At 71.9% G+C, this 14,433-nt stretch carries 12 protein-coding genes; 9 read left to right on the forward strand and 3 right to left on the reverse strand.

Features of this window, described 5'->3' with window-relative positions; translation table 11 throughout:
• The first annotated feature begins 196 nt into the window (after window positions 1-196).
• The gene (locus H958_RS0131645; RefSeq protein WP_156028441.1) at window positions 197-772 is read left to right on the forward strand and encodes a hypothetical protein; all 576 of its coding nucleotides are present in this window, start codon (window positions 197-199) and stop codon (window positions 770-772) included.
• 3 nt (window positions 773-775) lie between these two features.
• Here H958_RS0131645 and H958_RS0131650 read toward each other — a convergent pair whose 3' ends face one another.
• Window positions 776-2,647 carry an ABC-F family ATP-binding cassette domain-containing protein gene (locus H958_RS0131650; RefSeq protein WP_028061585.1) on the reverse strand — a complete coding sequence of 624 codons (1,872 nt, stop codon included), beginning with the start codon at window positions 2,645-2,647 and terminating at the stop codon, window positions 776-778.
• A 35-nt stretch (window positions 2,648-2,682) separates the two neighbouring features.
• On the opposite strand from H958_RS0131650, the gene H958_RS0131655 reads away from it, so the two are divergent.
• From H958_RS0131655 to H958_RS0131670, 4 genes are read left to right on the forward strand one after another with little or no spacing between them, the layout of a single operon-like run.
• Window positions 2,683-2,943: a hypothetical protein gene (locus H958_RS0131655; RefSeq protein ID WP_028061586.1), complete on the forward strand. Its 261-nt coding sequence runs from the start codon at window positions 2,683-2,685 to the stop codon at window positions 2,941-2,943.
• A complete protein-coding gene (locus H958_RS0131660) occupies window positions 2,937-3,683 on the forward strand; it encodes a crotonase/enoyl-CoA hydratase family protein (protein WP_028061587.1) in 747 nt (248 codons plus the stop codon). Before H958_RS0131655 ends, H958_RS0131660 begins: the two co-directional genes overlap by 7 nt.
• A gap of 49 nt (window positions 3,684-3,732) precedes the next feature.
• Window positions 3,733-5,700 (forward strand): SDR family oxidoreductase, encoded by a 1,968-nt coding sequence (locus H958_RS0131665; RefSeq protein WP_028061588.1) that lies wholly within the window; start codon window positions 3,733-3,735, stop codon window positions 5,698-5,700.
• Window positions 5,694-6,557, forward strand: coding sequence for an aldose 1-epimerase (locus tag H958_RS0131670; RefSeq protein WP_028061589.1), 864 nt, complete (start codon window positions 5,694-5,696; stop codon window positions 6,555-6,557). Before H958_RS0131665 ends, H958_RS0131670 begins: the two co-directional genes overlap by 7 nt.
• Before the next feature lie 23 nt (window positions 6,558-6,580).
• Here the strand turns inward: H958_RS0131670 and H958_RS45675 are convergent, their stop codons facing one another.
• A complete protein-coding gene (locus H958_RS45675) occupies window positions 6,581-7,174 on the reverse strand; it encodes a CGNR zinc finger domain-containing protein (protein WP_196807660.1) in 594 nt (197 codons plus the stop codon).
• Between the two features lie 110 nt (window positions 7,175-7,284).
• Between H958_RS45675 and H958_RS0131680 the strand changes: the two genes are divergently transcribed.
• The 4 genes from H958_RS0131680 (at window position 7,285) to H958_RS44505 (ending at window position 12,285) form a co-directional block, all read left to right on the forward strand.
• The gene (locus H958_RS0131680; RefSeq protein WP_081686485.1) at window positions 7,285-9,051 is read left to right on the forward strand and encodes an ABC transporter substrate-binding protein; all 1,767 of its coding nucleotides are present in this window, start codon (window positions 7,285-7,287) and stop codon (window positions 9,049-9,051) included.
• Window positions 9,052-9,167: 116 nt separating this feature from the next.
• Window positions 9,168-10,028 (forward strand): sigma-70 family RNA polymerase sigma factor, encoded by an 861-nt coding sequence (locus H958_RS41865; protein ID WP_196807661.1) that lies wholly within the window; start codon window positions 9,168-9,170, stop codon window positions 10,026-10,028.
• 46 nt (window positions 10,029-10,074) lie between these two features.
• A complete protein-coding gene (locus tag H958_RS0131690; protein ID WP_028061592.1) occupies window positions 10,075-10,443 on the forward strand; it encodes a hypothetical protein in 369 nt (122 codons plus the stop codon).
• Between the two features lie 6 nt (window positions 10,444-10,449).
• Complete coding sequence (locus tag H958_RS44505; RefSeq protein ID WP_051325088.1) at window positions 10,450-12,285, forward strand: caspase family protein; 1,836 nt, start codon at window positions 10,450-10,452, stop codon at window positions 12,283-12,285.
• On the opposite strand, the gene ppk1 is transcribed toward H958_RS44505, so the two are convergent.
• Window positions 12,286-14,415, reverse strand: coding sequence for a polyphosphate kinase 1 (ppk1, locus tag H958_RS0131700; RefSeq protein WP_028061593.1), 2,130 nt, complete (start codon window positions 14,413-14,415; stop codon window positions 12,286-12,288). It abuts the gene before it with no gap.
• Between the last annotated feature and the right edge of the window lie 18 nt (window positions 14,416-14,433).

Below are 14,433 nucleotides of genomic sequence, written 5' to 3' on the forward strand. Positions count from 1 at the left end.
GAGCAATGCCCTGATCACGGAGTCGGGCTGTCGATTCGCGGCGAGGATCGGTCGTGCGCGAAGAGACCGCGGCGTGTGCATACCCGCGCCGCACGCGCGCTGAAGGACGGCTGACCGCGTCGCCGTCTACACAGAGGCTTGATCGGCGCTTCGTGCGGGAATCCTGCCTATACAAACGCGCTTCCAGGAGGACCGCATGTCTGTTCGCACAACTGAGACGCCGCCGCGCAGCGGCGTGTCGCTTGCCAAGGGGCCCGTCGCGGTGATCGGGCTCGCGTCGCTCGCGCTCGGGGTGCTCGGGCTGATCTTCGCGAGCACGAGCTTCAGCACGGACGCGCCCGACGGCATCGTCAACGGCGGGACGTTCATCGGCATCGAGGGCAACGGCTGGACCTGGGTGGCGTTCGCCGCCGGCGGCCTGTTGCTGCTGCTCGGCTCGCCGATCCACTGGGGCGCCAAGTCGATGGCGTTCATGGTCGGCGTCGCCTACGGCGTGGGCGCGCTGATCGCGCTCTCCGACGGGACCGACATCCTCGGCATCTTCGCCACCAACAACTGGACCAAGCTGGTCCTCGGCGTCGGCGGCATCGCGCTGATCGTGCTCTCGACGCTGCCGCGCGTCGGCCGCCGCCGCGGGGCCGCGCCGATCGACACCGGCACCGAGATCGAGCGCCGCCGCTTCGGCCGCGACCGCGTGGTCGAGCGCGAGACCGTGCCCGCCGCCGGCCGCACCGAGTCCCCGGGCAACGGGACGCTCGACGACCGGCGCTAGCGCTCAGGTCGCGACGGCCTCCCAGCGCGCGTAGAGCTCCTCGAGCGTCCGCTTCGCCTCGGCGTGGCGGGCGCTCGACTTGGCCGCCGAGCGCGGGTCGTTCCAGGCGGTCGGGTCGGCCAGCTCCTGCTCGAGCGACTTGAGCGCCGCCTCGGCGACCTCGATCTCCTTCTCCAGCCGCTTCGCCTTCGCCTGCTCGTTCTTCGACGGCGCCTTCGCGACCGGCGCGGGCTTCGGCGGCGGCGCCGGCTTGGCGCGCCTGGCGACGCGCTCGGCCTCCGCACGCTCCCCGCGCACGCGCACGTACTCGGGCCAGCCGCCGACGTAGGAGTGCAGCGTCCGGTCCTCGAGGGCGATCGTCCGCGTCCCGACCGCGTCGAGCAGGGCGCGGTCGTGCGAGATCAGCAGCAGCGCGCCCTGGAAGCCCTGCAGCGCCGCCTCCAGCGCCTCGCGGCTTTCGAGGTCGAGGTGGTTGGTGGGCTCGTCGAGGATCAGGACGTTGGCGCCGGAGTGGACGAGGATCGCCAGCGAGAGCCGGCGCCGCTCCCCGCCCGAGAGCCCGTCGAGCGGCTTCTCAGCATCGTCGCCGCTGAACAGGAACTGCCCGAGCAGCGCGCGGGCGTTGTTCGGCGTCAACCCGGTCGCTCGCTGCGTCGCCTCGACGACGGTACCGGTCGAGCCGAGCTCCTCGGCATGCTGGGAGAGCAGGCCCAGCTTGACGTTGTGCCCGCGCCGCAGCTTGCCGCCGTCGAGCTCTCGCTGTCCGGCCAGTGCGCCGATCAGCGTCGTCTTGCCGGTCCCGTTGGCGCCGACCAGCGACACGTGCTCGCCGCGCTCGAGCCAGAACTCGAAGTGCTCGAGCAGCGTGCGGTCGCCGATCTCCAGCTCGCCGTCCTCGACCTCGAAGACCACGCGCCCGGAGCGCTCAGGCGGCTTGAAGGCGAAGCCGAGCGACTTGGCATCGCGCGGGTCGCGCTCCAGGCGCTCGATCCTGTCCAGCCGATTCTGCCGCGACTGCGCCTGGCGCGCGCGGGTGCCGGCGCGGAAGCGCGTCACGAAGCGCTCCAGGCGGTCGATCTCCTCCTGCTGGCGCTCGATCGCGCGGCCGAGGGCGAGCTCGCGCTGCGCCTTCTCCACCCGCCACGCGTGCCAGCTGCCCTTGAAGTAGCGGCTGCGCCCGCCTTCGAGCTCGAGCACGGACGTGCCGACCGCCTCGAGGAACCAGCGGTCGTGCGCCACGAGCACGACGGCGGCGTCGAGGTTCTGCAGGTGCGACTCCAGCCACTCCAGCGACTCGATGTCGAGGTGGTTGGTGGGCTCGTCGAGCAGCAGCAGGTCGGGGTCGCCCGCGAGCGCCCGGGCGAGCGAGGCGCGCGTGAGCTCGCCGCCGGAGAACGTCTGGAGCGAGCGGTCCAGGTGCTCGTCGCGGAAGCCGAGGCCGTGCAGCGTCGCGTTGATCGACTCGCGCCAGTTGTAGCCCCCGGCGTGCTCGAGCCGGGTCTGTGCCGCCGCGTACGCGTCGAGCGTGGCGCCGCCGGTGTCGCCCTCGGCCATCTTGAGCTCGAGCTCGGTCAGCCGCTCCTCCAGCGCGAGCAGCTCCTTGGCGCCGGAGAGCACGTAGTCGCGCAGCGTGACGTCGCGCTCGCGCGGCGGGCGCTGGTCGTGCAGGGCGACGCGGACGTCCTTGGCGAACACCAGCTCGCCGCCGTCGACGCCGCTCTCCCCCGCCAGCATCCGCAGCAGCGTCGTCTTGCCCGAGCCGTTGCGGCCGGACAGCGTGAGCCGGTCGCGGCGCTCCAGCTTGAAGGAGACGCCGCGCCACAGCGGCTCGCCCGCCATGTCCTTGGCGAGATCTGAGGCGATGACGACGGCCATGGCCTCCGAGGATAGGTAACGGTAACCTGCACCCCATGGTCCGGACCGCCCTGCTCACGCTCTCCTTCCTGCTCCTCGCCGCGCCCGCCGCGCTCGCCGCCGACGACGGGCAGGGGACCTACGGTCCCGCGAGCGACAAGGTCGTCACCGACGCGGGCTTCATCCTGATCGGCGGCATCCCGATGCTGCTGATGCTGCTCTCGATCGCCTACAGCGTCCTGGACCACCGCCGGGTCCGCCGCTTGGAGGCCGCGAAGAAGCGGCGCGCCCGCGCAGACCAGCGCGGCGGTTGGTAGCCGGCGAGCGGCGCGGCGCCGCGGCGCTGGTCACGATCGACCGGCCCGAGCGCCACAACGCGGTCGACGGCGAGACGGCGGCCGCCCTGCTCGCAGCCTTCCGCGCCTTCGCGGCCGACGACGACGCGCGCGTCCTCGTGCTGACCGGCGCGGGCGATGCCGCGTTCTGCGCCGGCGCCGACCTGAAGGCGATCGAGACGCTCGACGTCGACGCGCCGGGCGGGCCGCTCGGCTTCACCCGCCTGGCCTCGCCGAAGCCGACGATCGCGGCGATCTCGGGTTGGTGCCTGGCCGGCGGGCTGGAGCTCGCGCTGTGGTGCGACCTGCGGATCGCGACCGAGACCGCCGTCCTCGGCTGCGCCGAGCGCCGCTGGGGCGTGCCGCTGGTCGACGGCGGCACGCAGCGGCTGCCGCGCGTGATCGGCACCGGCCGCGCGCTCGAGCTGGTGCTCACCGGCCGCGACGTCGCCGCCGCCGAGGCGCTGTCGATCGGCCTCGTCAACGAGGTCGTGCCGCCCGGGCGCCACGTCGAGCGCGCGCTCGAGCTGGCCGAGGCGATCGCCGCGCATCCGCAGGAGACCGTGCGCTCGGACCGCCGCGCGCTGCTCGAGGGCGAGGGCCTGACGCTCGCCGAGGGCCTCGCGCTGGAAGCGCGCCTCGGCCGCGACCGGCTCGCCGACGCGCGCGACGGCGCGGAGCGGTTCGCGCGCCGCCCCGGCGGCGCGACTCCCGGCCGTTAGCGGGTCCAACAGCGTCACGGGACGGGTGCGGTGACGTACTCTCCCGGCGGTGAGCTACTTCGTCACAGGTGCCACAGGGTTCATCGGCCGCCACCTCGTCGAGCGCCTGCTCGAGCGCGAGGGAGACATCTACGTGCTCGTGCGCGAGGGCTCGCAGGAGAAGCTGGACGCGCTGATCGAGCGGTGGGGCGCTCCAGACCGGATCAAGCCGGTCGTGGGCGATCTCTCGGAGAGCCGGCTCGGAGTGGACCCGGGCTCGCTCCCGCAGATCGACCACTTCTTCCACCTCGCCGCCATCTACGACATGACCGCGGACGAGACGCGCAACGCGCTGCTCAACGTCGGCGGCACGCAGAACGCGGTCGACCTCGCCAACGCGCTGGAGGCCGGGCGCTTCCACCACATCTCTTCGATCGCGGTCGCCGGCCTCTACAAGGGCACGTTCAACGAGGACATGTTCGACGAGGGCCAGCCGCTCGCCCATCCGTACCACCGCACGAAGTTCGAGTCGGAGAAGCTGGTGCGCGAGCGGGTGAAGTCCCCGTGGCGCGTGTACCGGCCGTCGGTCGTCGTCGGCAACTCCAAGACCGGCGAGATGGACAAGATCGACGGGCCGTACTACTTCTTCAAGGCGATCCAGCGGATCCGCCACGCGCTGCCGCAGTGGTTCCCGCTGGTGTCGGTCGAGTGGGGCTGGACCAACATCGTCCCGGTCGACTACGTCGCCGCCGCGATCGACCACATCGCCCACCAGGAGGGGCTCGACGGCCAGGCGTTCCACGTCGTGGATCCGAAGGGCCAGCGCTCCGGCGACGTGCTGAACACGTTCGCCGACGCCGCGCACGCGCCGCAGGCGGTCATGCGCGTGGATCGCAAGATCATGCAGAACCTGCCCAAGGGCGTGCTGAGCTTCGCGATGAAGCTCCCCGCCCTCAAGCAGATCCGCGGGCAGTTCCTCGCCGACCTCGGCATCCCCGAGGAGATCGTCGACTACATCGCGCTGTCGTGCCGCTTCGACGCGCGCGACACCCAGCGCGCGCTGCGCGGCACGGGCATCGAGCTGCCGCCGCTGGAGTCCTACAGCGAGAAGCTGTGGGACTACTGGGAGCGGGTGCTCGACCCCGACCTCTACAAGGACCGCAGCTTCGAGGGCGCCGTCAACGGCAGGACCGTCGTCATCACCGGCGCGTCGTCGGGCATCGGGCGCGCCGCGGCGCTGAAGATCGCGGCGGCCGGCGGCATCCCGATCCTCGTCGCGCGCACGCTCGAGAAGCTCGAGGAGGTCAAGCGCGAGATCGAGGCGGCCGGCGGGACGGCGTACGTGTACTCGTGCGACCTGTCGGACTTCGACGCGATCGAGAAGCTCGTCGAGGACCTGCTCGCCGACCACCCGCGGATCGACATGCTCGTCAACAACGCGGGCCGCTCGATCCGGCGCTCGGTGGCGGTCTCCTACGACCGCTTCCACGACTACGAGCGCACCGTGCGGCTCAACTACCTCTCCCCCGTGAAGCTGCTGCTCGGGCTGCTGCCGCACATGCGCGACCAGGGCGGCGGCCACGTCGTCAACGTCTCCTCGATCGGCGTCCAGACCAACCCGCCGCGCTTCAGCGCCTACGTCGGCTCCAAGGCGGCGCTGGACGCGTTCACGCGCGTGGTGAGCTCGGAGACGATCGGCGACGGGGTGACGTTCACGACGATCCACATGCCGCTCGTGCGGACGCCGATGATCGCGCCGACGAAGATGTACGACTCCTTCCCGACGATCACGCCGGACGAGGCGGCGGACATGGTGTGCGAGGCGATCCGCGCTAAGCCGAAGCAGATCAACACCCGGCTCGGCACCTTCGGCGAGGTCGCGTACGCGCTCGCGCCGAAGGCGGTCGACCAGATCCTGCACCTCGCGTACCGCGTCTTCCCGGAGTCCTCGGCGGCGAAGGGGCAGAAGGACGGCGACGACCGCGCCTCGGGCGAGGCGACGGCGCTCGCGTACCTGATGCGCGGAGTGCATTGGTAGCCACGCGCGTCCTGCGCTCGGGCGCCCTTACGGCGACCTTCGCGCCCGCCTTCGGCATGATCTGCTCCTCGCTGCTGCACCGCGGCGAGGAGCTGCTGGGGCAGCGCAAGGGGCTGGAGGAGTACGCGCGCGGCGGCTCGACGATGGGCATCCCGCTGCTGCACCCGTGGGCCAACCGGCTCGGCGGCTTCGAGTACGGGTTCGCGGGCGTCGCCGTGACGATCGACCCCGGCGACGTGCGGCTGGAGGAGCACGGACTGCCCGTCCACGGCATTCCGGCGGCCGTGCGCGGGTGGGAGACCGTCGAGGCGACCGACGTCCGGCTCGTCGCGGGCCGCGACGTGCGCGGCCTGGCGGCGTTCCCGTTCGACCACCGGATCCAGGTCGCGGCAGAGCTCGACGACTCGCGGCTGGCGATCACCACGACGCTCACCGCGCTCGGGGATCGCCCGGTGCCGATCTGCTTCGGCCACCATCCCTACCTCCAGCTTCCCGGCGTCGCGCGCGCGGACTGGCAGATCACGGCGCCGGTGCGCGAGCGGCTGCTGCTGGACGAGCGGCTGCTGCCGACCGGCGAGCGCGAGCCCGCCGGCGACCTCGACGGCCCGCTCGGCGACCGCACGTTCGACGACGCCTTCACGCTCAGGCCCGGCGCCTTCGGGCTCGCGGGCGGCGGCCGCCGCGTCGAGGTCGCGTTCGGGCGCGGCTACCGGCTGGCGCAGATCTTCGCGCCGGGCGACCTCGACGTGGTCTGCTTCGAGCCGATGACGGCGCCCGCCGACGCGCTCCGGCACGCGCCCGCGGCGGTCGCGCCCGGCGAGTCCTTCCGTGCCGGATTCAGCATCAGCGTCCGCTGAGGCCGGCGCCGGAGGTCCGCCCGTTATCGTGTCCTGCGGCGCCGGTAGTAGTTGCTTGCCTTCTCGCGCCCTCCGCAGATCGACATCGAGCACCAGGTGGCGCTCGTGTTGGCGGAGCGGTCGTAGAAGGCCCAGTGGCAGCTCAGGCGGGGGCACGCCTTCAGGCGCCTCCAGGTGCCGTCCCACATCGCGACCACCGCGGCGGCGACGACCGTTCCGAGCGCACCGTCCACGCCGGTACTTACCGGCGCGAGCGCCGCACCCTCCGCAGGAAGCAGAACCCGCAGCCCGGCGCGTCCCGCGGCGTCCTCCAGCACCTCGCGCGCCCCCGCCGGTACGGGGGTTCCATGGTTCGCAAGCAGGAGACCGCGCAATGCTTCACGAAGCTCACGCGCGCGGCCCAGTTCGGCCGTGGAGATGGGCGGAGGCGCGTGCGGTGCGCCGCCGAGGTCACGCAGTGCAAGCCACTCGACGAAGCCGGCGGCGTCATCCAGGAGGTCGGGACCGTGCTCGCGGTCGACCGTGTTGACGAAATCTTGAACGAGCGCCAGCGATCCCGGGGCCGGGTCACGTCCTCCGGGTTGCGGGCGTCCCGCCAGCAGGTAAGTGCGCTCCACTTGCGCGCCGAAACGCTACCGTGCGCGGTCTTCGCCAGTACGCTTCTCGCCGGCAGGGGGCCGACGGGAGGCACTGCGCCGGCATCTGGTTTCAAGGAAAGGACGCATTCATGCGAAGGTCCGCATGGACCCTTGCGGTCGCCGCGATGGCGGCACTGTCGCTCGGCGTTGCCGCCTGCGGAGGCAGCGGGAACAACAGTGACACGGGTGGGAAGAAGGACGCGACCACCCCGCCGAAGAGCGCCAAGCAGGGCGGTGTACTGACGGTGCTGTGGAGCGGTGATGTCGATCACATCGACTGCGGCGAGGCGTACTACCAGATGAGCTACTTCATCTGCTACTCCACGCAGCGCCCGCTCTACTCCTACAAGCCCGACGACGGCGCCACGCTCGTCCCGGACCTCGCCGAGAGCGCTCCTGAGGTCTCAGCGGACGGCAAGACCGTCACGGTCAAGATCCGCAAGGGCGTCAAGTTCTCCCCGCCGGTCAACCGCGAGGTGACGTCCAAGGACGTCAAGTACGCGATCGAGCGCGGCTTCTACACGTCCGTCGCCTCCGGCCCGACGTCGACGTACTTCGCCGACCTCGAGGGCGCGAAGATCGGCTCCAAGCCCGGCAGCGAGGTGTCCGGCATCCAGACGCCGGACGACAACACGATCGTCTTCAAGCTCAAGCGCGCGACCGGCGGCGTGCTGGCCGCGGGCGCGCTCGCGTTCCCGGAGACGGCGCCGGTGCCTAAGGAGTACGCCTCCAAGTTCGACGCCGAGACGCAGTCGACCTACGGCGAGAACCAGGTCGCGACCGGTCCCTACATGATCGAGAACAACGCGGCCGGCAAGGCAGTCGGCTACGAGGCGACCAAGCGCATCCACCTGGTCCGCAACCCGAACTGGGACAAGCAGACCGACTTCAAGCCGGCGTACCTCGACGAGATCAACAACCTCGAGGGCAACGACGACACGACGGTCTCCTCGCGCCGCATCCTGAGTGGCAAGAGCATGATGAACGGCGACTGGTCGCCGCCGCCCGAGATCCTCAAGACGGCGGTCACGCAGAACAAGAGCCAGCTCGCGTTCGTCGGCGGCGCCGGCAACCGCTACGTCGCGATGAACACGACGATCAAGCCGTTCGACAACATCAACCTGCGCAAGGCCGTCAGCGCGGCGTTCGACCGCGACGCGATGCGCCTGACGCGCGGCGGCGCGCTGATCGGCGACATCGCGACGCACTTCATCATGCCCGGCACGCCCGGCTTCGATGAGGCGGGCGGCATGAAGGGCCCAGGCGTGGACTTCCTCCCCGCCGACGGCAAGCCGAACATGGCGCTGGCCGCGGACTACATGAAGAAGGCCGGCTACCCGTCGGGCAAGTACACGGGCACCGACCCGATCCTGATGGTCGGCTCCAACACCGGCATCGCCACCAAGGCCGCGCAGGTGACCAAGGAGCAGTTCGAGAAGCTCGGCTTCAAGGTGACGCTGCGCCTCGTGAACCAGAACACGATGTACACGCGCTACTGCAACACGCCGTCCGCGAAGGTCGCGGTCTGCCCGAACGTCGGCTGGATCAAGGACTTCGCCGACGGGCAGACGGTCCTCGATCCGACGTTCAACGGCAAGAACATCCTCGACCAGGGCAACTCGAACTGGCCGCAGCTCGACGACCCGGCGATCAACAAGGCGATGGATGACGCCGAGACGCTTCCGGCCGACCAGCGCGCCGCCGCCTGGGCCAACATCGACAAGATGGTGACCGAGCAGGCCGCCGCGATCCCGTGGCTGTGGGACAAGCAGGCGCTGATCATCTCGCCGAACGTCAACGGCGTGGCGACGCAGTTCAACGCCCAGTGGGACTTGAATTTCACGTCCCTGAAGTGACCTGAGCGGGTTCTGAGCAGCGGCTGCGGCCCCGCGTCACGCGGGGCCGCAGCTGTTTAACAAGCGCGTAGGTTCGCCTTCAGATTCCTTGAGGCGGTTGCCTAATGCTGCGCGGCATGACCACCGCCGCGCCTCCCCACGAAGGCCGTGAGCTGGGCGACGGCCTCGGCCTGTTCCTCCAGCGCATCGCCCGCACGCGACTCCTGACCCATGCCGAGGAGCTCGAGCTCGCCCGCCGCATCGAACGCGGTGACCTCGCCGCCAAGGACCACATGATCGAGGCCAACCTGCGTCTCGTCGTGCACCTCGCCAAGCGCTTCCAGCGGGAGGACTCGGGGATGACGCTCCTGGATCTGATCCAGGAGGGCACGATCGGCCTCGTACGCGCGGTCGAGAAGTTCGACCACCGGCGCGGCCTGCGCTTTTCGACCTACGCGACGCTCTGGATCCGCCAGGCGATCGGCCGCGCGATGTCGGAGAAGGGACGCACGGTGCGCCTGCCCGTGCACGTGGGAGATCGGGTGCGCAAGCTGCAGGCGGTCGAGCGAAGGCTCGCCATGGCGCTCGGCGCGATGCCGACGAGCGCCGAGCTGGCCGGCGAGCTCGAGTGGACGGAGGGCGAGGTGGCCGACGTGCGCCGCGTCGCGCTCGCGCCCGTGTCGCTGGAGGCGCCGGTCGGCGACGACGGCGACGCCGAGCTCGGCCATCTGCTGGCCGACGAGGGGCCGTCGCCGGAGGAGTCGGCCGCGGTCTCGCGCATGCACGCCGATCTCGGGAACGTGCTCGCCGGCCTCGACGGGCTCGAGCGCCGCGTGCTCGAGCTGCGCTTCGGCCTCGGCGCCGAGGCGCCGCACACGCCCGGCCAGGCCGCGAGGGTGCTCGGCATCACGCCGCGCCGCGTCCGCTGCGCCGAGGATCGCGCGCTGCGCCACCTGCGGGCGTCGCCGGCCACCGGCGCGCTGCGCGACGCCGCATGACCTGACTTGACTTGACGCCCCGGCCCCGGGCTGGGAGCGTGGGCACGTGGAGGCCGTGCGCGTGGACCTCGACCTCGGGCCGCAGGCGGATGCCGAGGAAGTCGACCGGGCGGTCGGCGAGCTGCTGCGCGAGGTGCGCGAGCTCGACGTCGAGTCGGCCGAGCGCCTGCCCGGCGGGCCGCCGCCTGACGGCAGCCGCGCCCTGGAGGTCGCGGCGCTCGGCTCGCTCGTGGTGTCGCTCGGCCGCGGCGCGCTGGGCGGGCTCGCCGGCGTGCTGCAGGCGTGGCTCTCCCGGCGGACGGGCCGCACCGTCAAGCTCACGCTGGGGTCCGACAGCATCGAGATCAGCGGCGGCTCGGACACCTACCAGCGGCAGCTGATCGAGACCTTCCTCGCGGCGCACGCCAAGGAGTGACGCGCGATGCCGGGACGGTACGCGCTGATCGTCGCCACGGACGCCTACGAGGACGAGAAGCTGCGCCGCCTGCGCGCCCCGGCCCACGACGCCGACGCGCTCGCCCGGGTCCTTCGCGACCCCGAGGTCGGCGGCTTCGAGGTCGAGCTGCTCGCGAACCAGCCGGAGGCGCGGCTGCGGCGCCGGATCGCCGGGTTCTTCGCCGACCGGGGCCGCGAGGACCTGCTGCTGCTGCACTTCTCCTGCCACGGGCTCAAGGACGACAGCGGCCAGCTGTACTTCGCGGCCGCCGATACCGAGGTGGCGCAGCTCGACGCGTCGGCGGTGCCCGCGGAGTTCGTGTCGCGCCAGATGGCCCGCAGCCGCTCCAACAGCGTGCTGATGCTGCTCGACTGCTGCTACAGCGGCGCGATCGCGCGCGGGCTGACGTTCCGCGCGGGCGACGGCGTCGACGTCTCCGACCACCTCGGCGGGCACGGGCGGGCGGTGATCACGGCGTCGAGCGCGATGGAGTACGCGTTCGAGGGCGACGCCCTGACGGGCGAAGGCCGGCCTTCCGTATTCACGAGCGCGGTCGTGAAGGCGCTCGAGACGGGCGAGGCGGACCGCGACCAGGACCGCTGGATCTCCGTCCGCGAGCTGTATGACTACGTCTGCGACGAGGTGCGCGAGCTGACGCCGCACCAGCGGCCGAACATGCTCTCCCACCTCGAGGGCGAGCTGTACATCGCGCGCAGCTGCTACGTCGCCGAGGTGAAGCTGCCGGCCGAGCTGCTCGACGCGCTCGCCAACCCGCTCTCGGCCGTCCGCACGGGCGCGGTCAGCGCCCTGGCGGAGCTGCTCGAGAGCCAGCACCAGGGCCTCGCGGCCGCGGCGCGCGCGCGGCTCGAGCGCGTGGTGGTGGAGGACGACAGCCGCCGCGTGTCCGCGGCGGCCGAGGTGGCGCTGGCCGGCGCCCCGGAGGAGCCCACGGTCGCGGCGCCGCCGCTCGCCCACGCCGTGTCATCGGCCGCCGCCGCTCCGCCGGCCGTCGCGGCACCGCCGCGCACCGCCACATCGTCGTCGCCCGTCACCACGATCTCGCCGCCGGCCGCCGCCGGCTCCCCGCCGCCGCGCGCCGTCTCTCTCACGCCCGCCGCCGTCCGGTCTCTATGGCCGCTGGGCCTCACCGCCGCCGGGGCGGTCGTCGTGTGGATCGGCTGGACGATCCCGTGGGTGTACGACTCAGACGGCCGTGACATCACGACGGAGTCGAATCTGCCGCAGCTGTGGTGGCTCGTGGCGGCGGCCGCTGCGGGGCTCGTCGCGGCTGGGCTGTCGCTCGCCCGGCGGGCGCCGTGGTGGGGCTGGTGGGCCGTGCTGCTGGCCGCCTCCTGCGGGCTCGGCCTGGTCGCCCACTTCGCCGACCTCGCGTGGTCGAACGTATGGCGCGCCGGAGGGCTCGTCACGACCGCCGGACTGCTCGCCCTCGCCGCGTCAGCGGCCGTGATGGCGCTGCGCGCGCCGCCGAGCGCCCGCGAAGCGGCGCCCGCCTGGCTCGGCGACGCGCTGGCGCTCGCCGGCGCGCTCGTCGCGACCTCGATCCTGCGCGCCGGCGACTGGCCGGAGTCCGAGGCCTACCTGCGCACCCTGCTGATCTGGCTCACGCTCGCCGCCGCCGTCGCCGCGATCGCGCGCCTGCTGCGGGCGAGGGTGGTGCCGGCGCGCGCCGCGGCCGCCGTGATCGCCGCCGTCGGCGCCGCCGACGCGGGGTTCGCCGCCGGCGTGACGCGCTGGGGCCTCATCCCCGCGGCGCTGGCGATGGCCGCGGGCGGCGTCTACGCGGCCACGACGCGGCGGTAGCTACGCCTGCGACGCCGCCTGCGAGGCCGCCTCGGCGGCCTCGGCGGCGTGCGCCGCCATCAGCTCGCGGTGCACGCTGCGGGGCTCGCCGTCGCCCGGGGTGCGGCGTGTCCAGATGCACTCGGCGTCGAGCTCCCAGGCGTTCACGTTGTCGGCGAAGCAGCGGTCCAGGGTGTCGGTGAGGTCGCCGCGGATCGCCTCGTCGCGGACCGGGGCCAGCAGCTCCACGCGCGTGTCGAGGTTGCGCGGCATCAGGTCGGCGGAGCCGATGAACGTCACGCAGTCGTCGTCGCGCTGGAACTCGAAGATGCGCGAGTGCTCGAGGAAGCGGCCGACCACCGAGATCACGCGGATGTTGTCCGAGACGCCCGGGACGCCCGGCTTCAGGCAGCAGATGCCGCGGATGTTGAGGTCGACGCTCACGCCCGACTGCGACGCGCGGTAGAGCGCCTGGATGCACTCGCGATCGACCAGCGAGTTCATCTTCATCCGGATCCGCGCCGGGCGGCCCGACTCATGCACCGCGATCGTGCGATCGATCTCCGCGATCACCGCGTCGCGCAGGTGCATCGGCGCCACCAGCGCCTTGCGGTAGCCGCGCGGGCGGGCGAAGCCGGTGAGGAAGTTGAACATGTCGGCGACGTCGGCGCCGAGCTCCTCGTCGCACGTCAGCAGCCCGAAGTCCGTGTACAGGCGCGCCGTCTTGGCGTTGTAGTTGCCCGTCCCGACGTGCAGGTAGTGGCGGATGCCGTCACCTTCGCGCCGCACGACGAGGATGCACTTGGCGTGCGTCTTCAAGGACGGCAGCCCGTACACCACGTGCACGCCCGCCTCCTCCATCGCCCGCCCCCACTGGATGTTCGCGCGCTCGTCGAAGCGCGCCTTGACCTCCACGAGGCAGACCGCCTGCTTGCCGCGCTCGGCGGCGCGGATCAGCGCCGGGACCAGCGGCGAGTCGTCGCTCGTGCGGTACACGGTCTGCTTGATCGCGAGCACGTCGGGATCGTTGACCGCCTGGTCGACGAAGCGCTCGACCGACGTCACGAACGAGTCGTACGGGTGGTGCACGAGGATGTCGCGCTTGCGCATCGCCGCCAGGACGTCGGGCTCCTCGCCCTCGTCGGCCTGCAGCCGCGGCTGCGTGACCGGCTGCCACGGCGGGTCGCGCAGCTCCGGGAACCCGGGGACCTTGACGATGTCCCACAGGTCGGTCAGGTCGAGCATGCCGTCGATCTCGAACACGTCGTCGGCGTCGACCTCGAGCGCGCGGGTGATCTGCTCGCGCATCCCGGAGCTCATGCCGGCGCCGACCTCGACGCGCACCGCCTCGCCGAAGCGCCGCGCGCGCAGCTCGTCCTCGACGGCGCGCAGCAGGTCGTCGGCCTCGTCGGAGACCGTGAAGTCCGCGTCGCGCGTGACGCGGAAGACGTGGTGATCGACGATCTCCATGCCAGGGAACAGGGCGTCGAGGTTCGCCGCGATCAGATCCTCCAGCGGCACGAAGGTGCGCCCGTCGCCGAGCGCGTGGAACCGCGGCAGCATCTCCTTCGGCACCTTCACGCGGGCGAACGTCTGCACGTCGGTGACCGGGTCGTGCACGATCACGCCGAGCGACAGCGAGAGGTTGGAGATGTACGGGAACGGGCGCCCGAGGCCGACGGCGAGCGGCGTCAGCACGGGGAAGATCTGGCGCTGGAAGCGCTCGTCGAGCTTCTTGCGCTCGGCCGCGCCGACGTCCGGGTAGCGGACGATCCGGATCCCGTGCTCGGCGAGCGCGGGGCGCAGGTCATGGTTCAGGCAGCGCGACTGCCGCGCCACGTGCTCGCGCACCACGCGGCGGATCGCCTCCAGCGTGTCGCTCGGCGTGCGGCCGTCCTGCAGCGGCTTCTCGATGCCGGCCTCGACCTGGTCGTGCAGGCCGGCCACGCGGACCATGAAGAACTCATCGAGATTGGATGAGCAGATCGCGAGGAACTTCAGCCGCTCCAGCAGCGGGACCTCGGCATCAAGCGCCAGATCGAGCACCCGCGCGTTGAACTGCAGCCAGGACAGCTCCCGGTTGAAGTACAGGCCCGGATCCGACAGGTCCCGCTCGACGACGGGCTCGGCTTCCCTCGTTGCGTCGCTCACGTGTCGACCGTAGAGGAT

Origin of the sequence: Candidatus Solirubrobacter pratensis (genome assembly GCF_000425945.1) — a bacterium.
GTDB classification, from domain to species: Bacteria; Actinomycetota; Thermoleophilia; order Solirubrobacterales; family Solirubrobacteraceae; genus Solirubrobacter; species Solirubrobacter pratensis.

What these genes read in the sequence shown, in the direction of transcription:
- H958_RS0131650 (WP_028061585.1), bottom strand. Translation starts at nt 2,647, where the DNA reads ATGGCCGTCGTCATCGCCTCAGATCTCGCCAAGGACATGGCGGGCGAG.
- H958_RS41865 (WP_196807661.1), top strand. Translation starts at nt 9,168, where the DNA reads ATGACCACCGCCGCGCCTCCCCACGAAGGCCGTGAGCTGGGCGACGGC.
- H958_RS0131655 (WP_028061586.1), top strand. Translation starts at nt 2,683, where the DNA reads ATGGTCCGGACCGCCCTGCTCACGCTCTCCTTCCTGCTCCTCGCCGCG.
- H958_RS0131680 (WP_081686485.1), top strand. Translation starts at nt 7,285, where the DNA reads ATGCGAAGGTCCGCATGGACCCTTGCGGTCGCCGCGATGGCGGCACTG.
- H958_RS0131645 (WP_156028441.1), top strand. Translation starts at nt 197, where the DNA reads ATGTCTGTTCGCACAACTGAGACGCCGCCGCGCAGCGGCGTGTCGCTT.
- H958_RS44505 (WP_051325088.1), top strand. Translation starts at nt 10,450, where the DNA reads ATGCCGGGACGGTACGCGCTGATCGTCGCCACGGACGCCTACGAGGAC.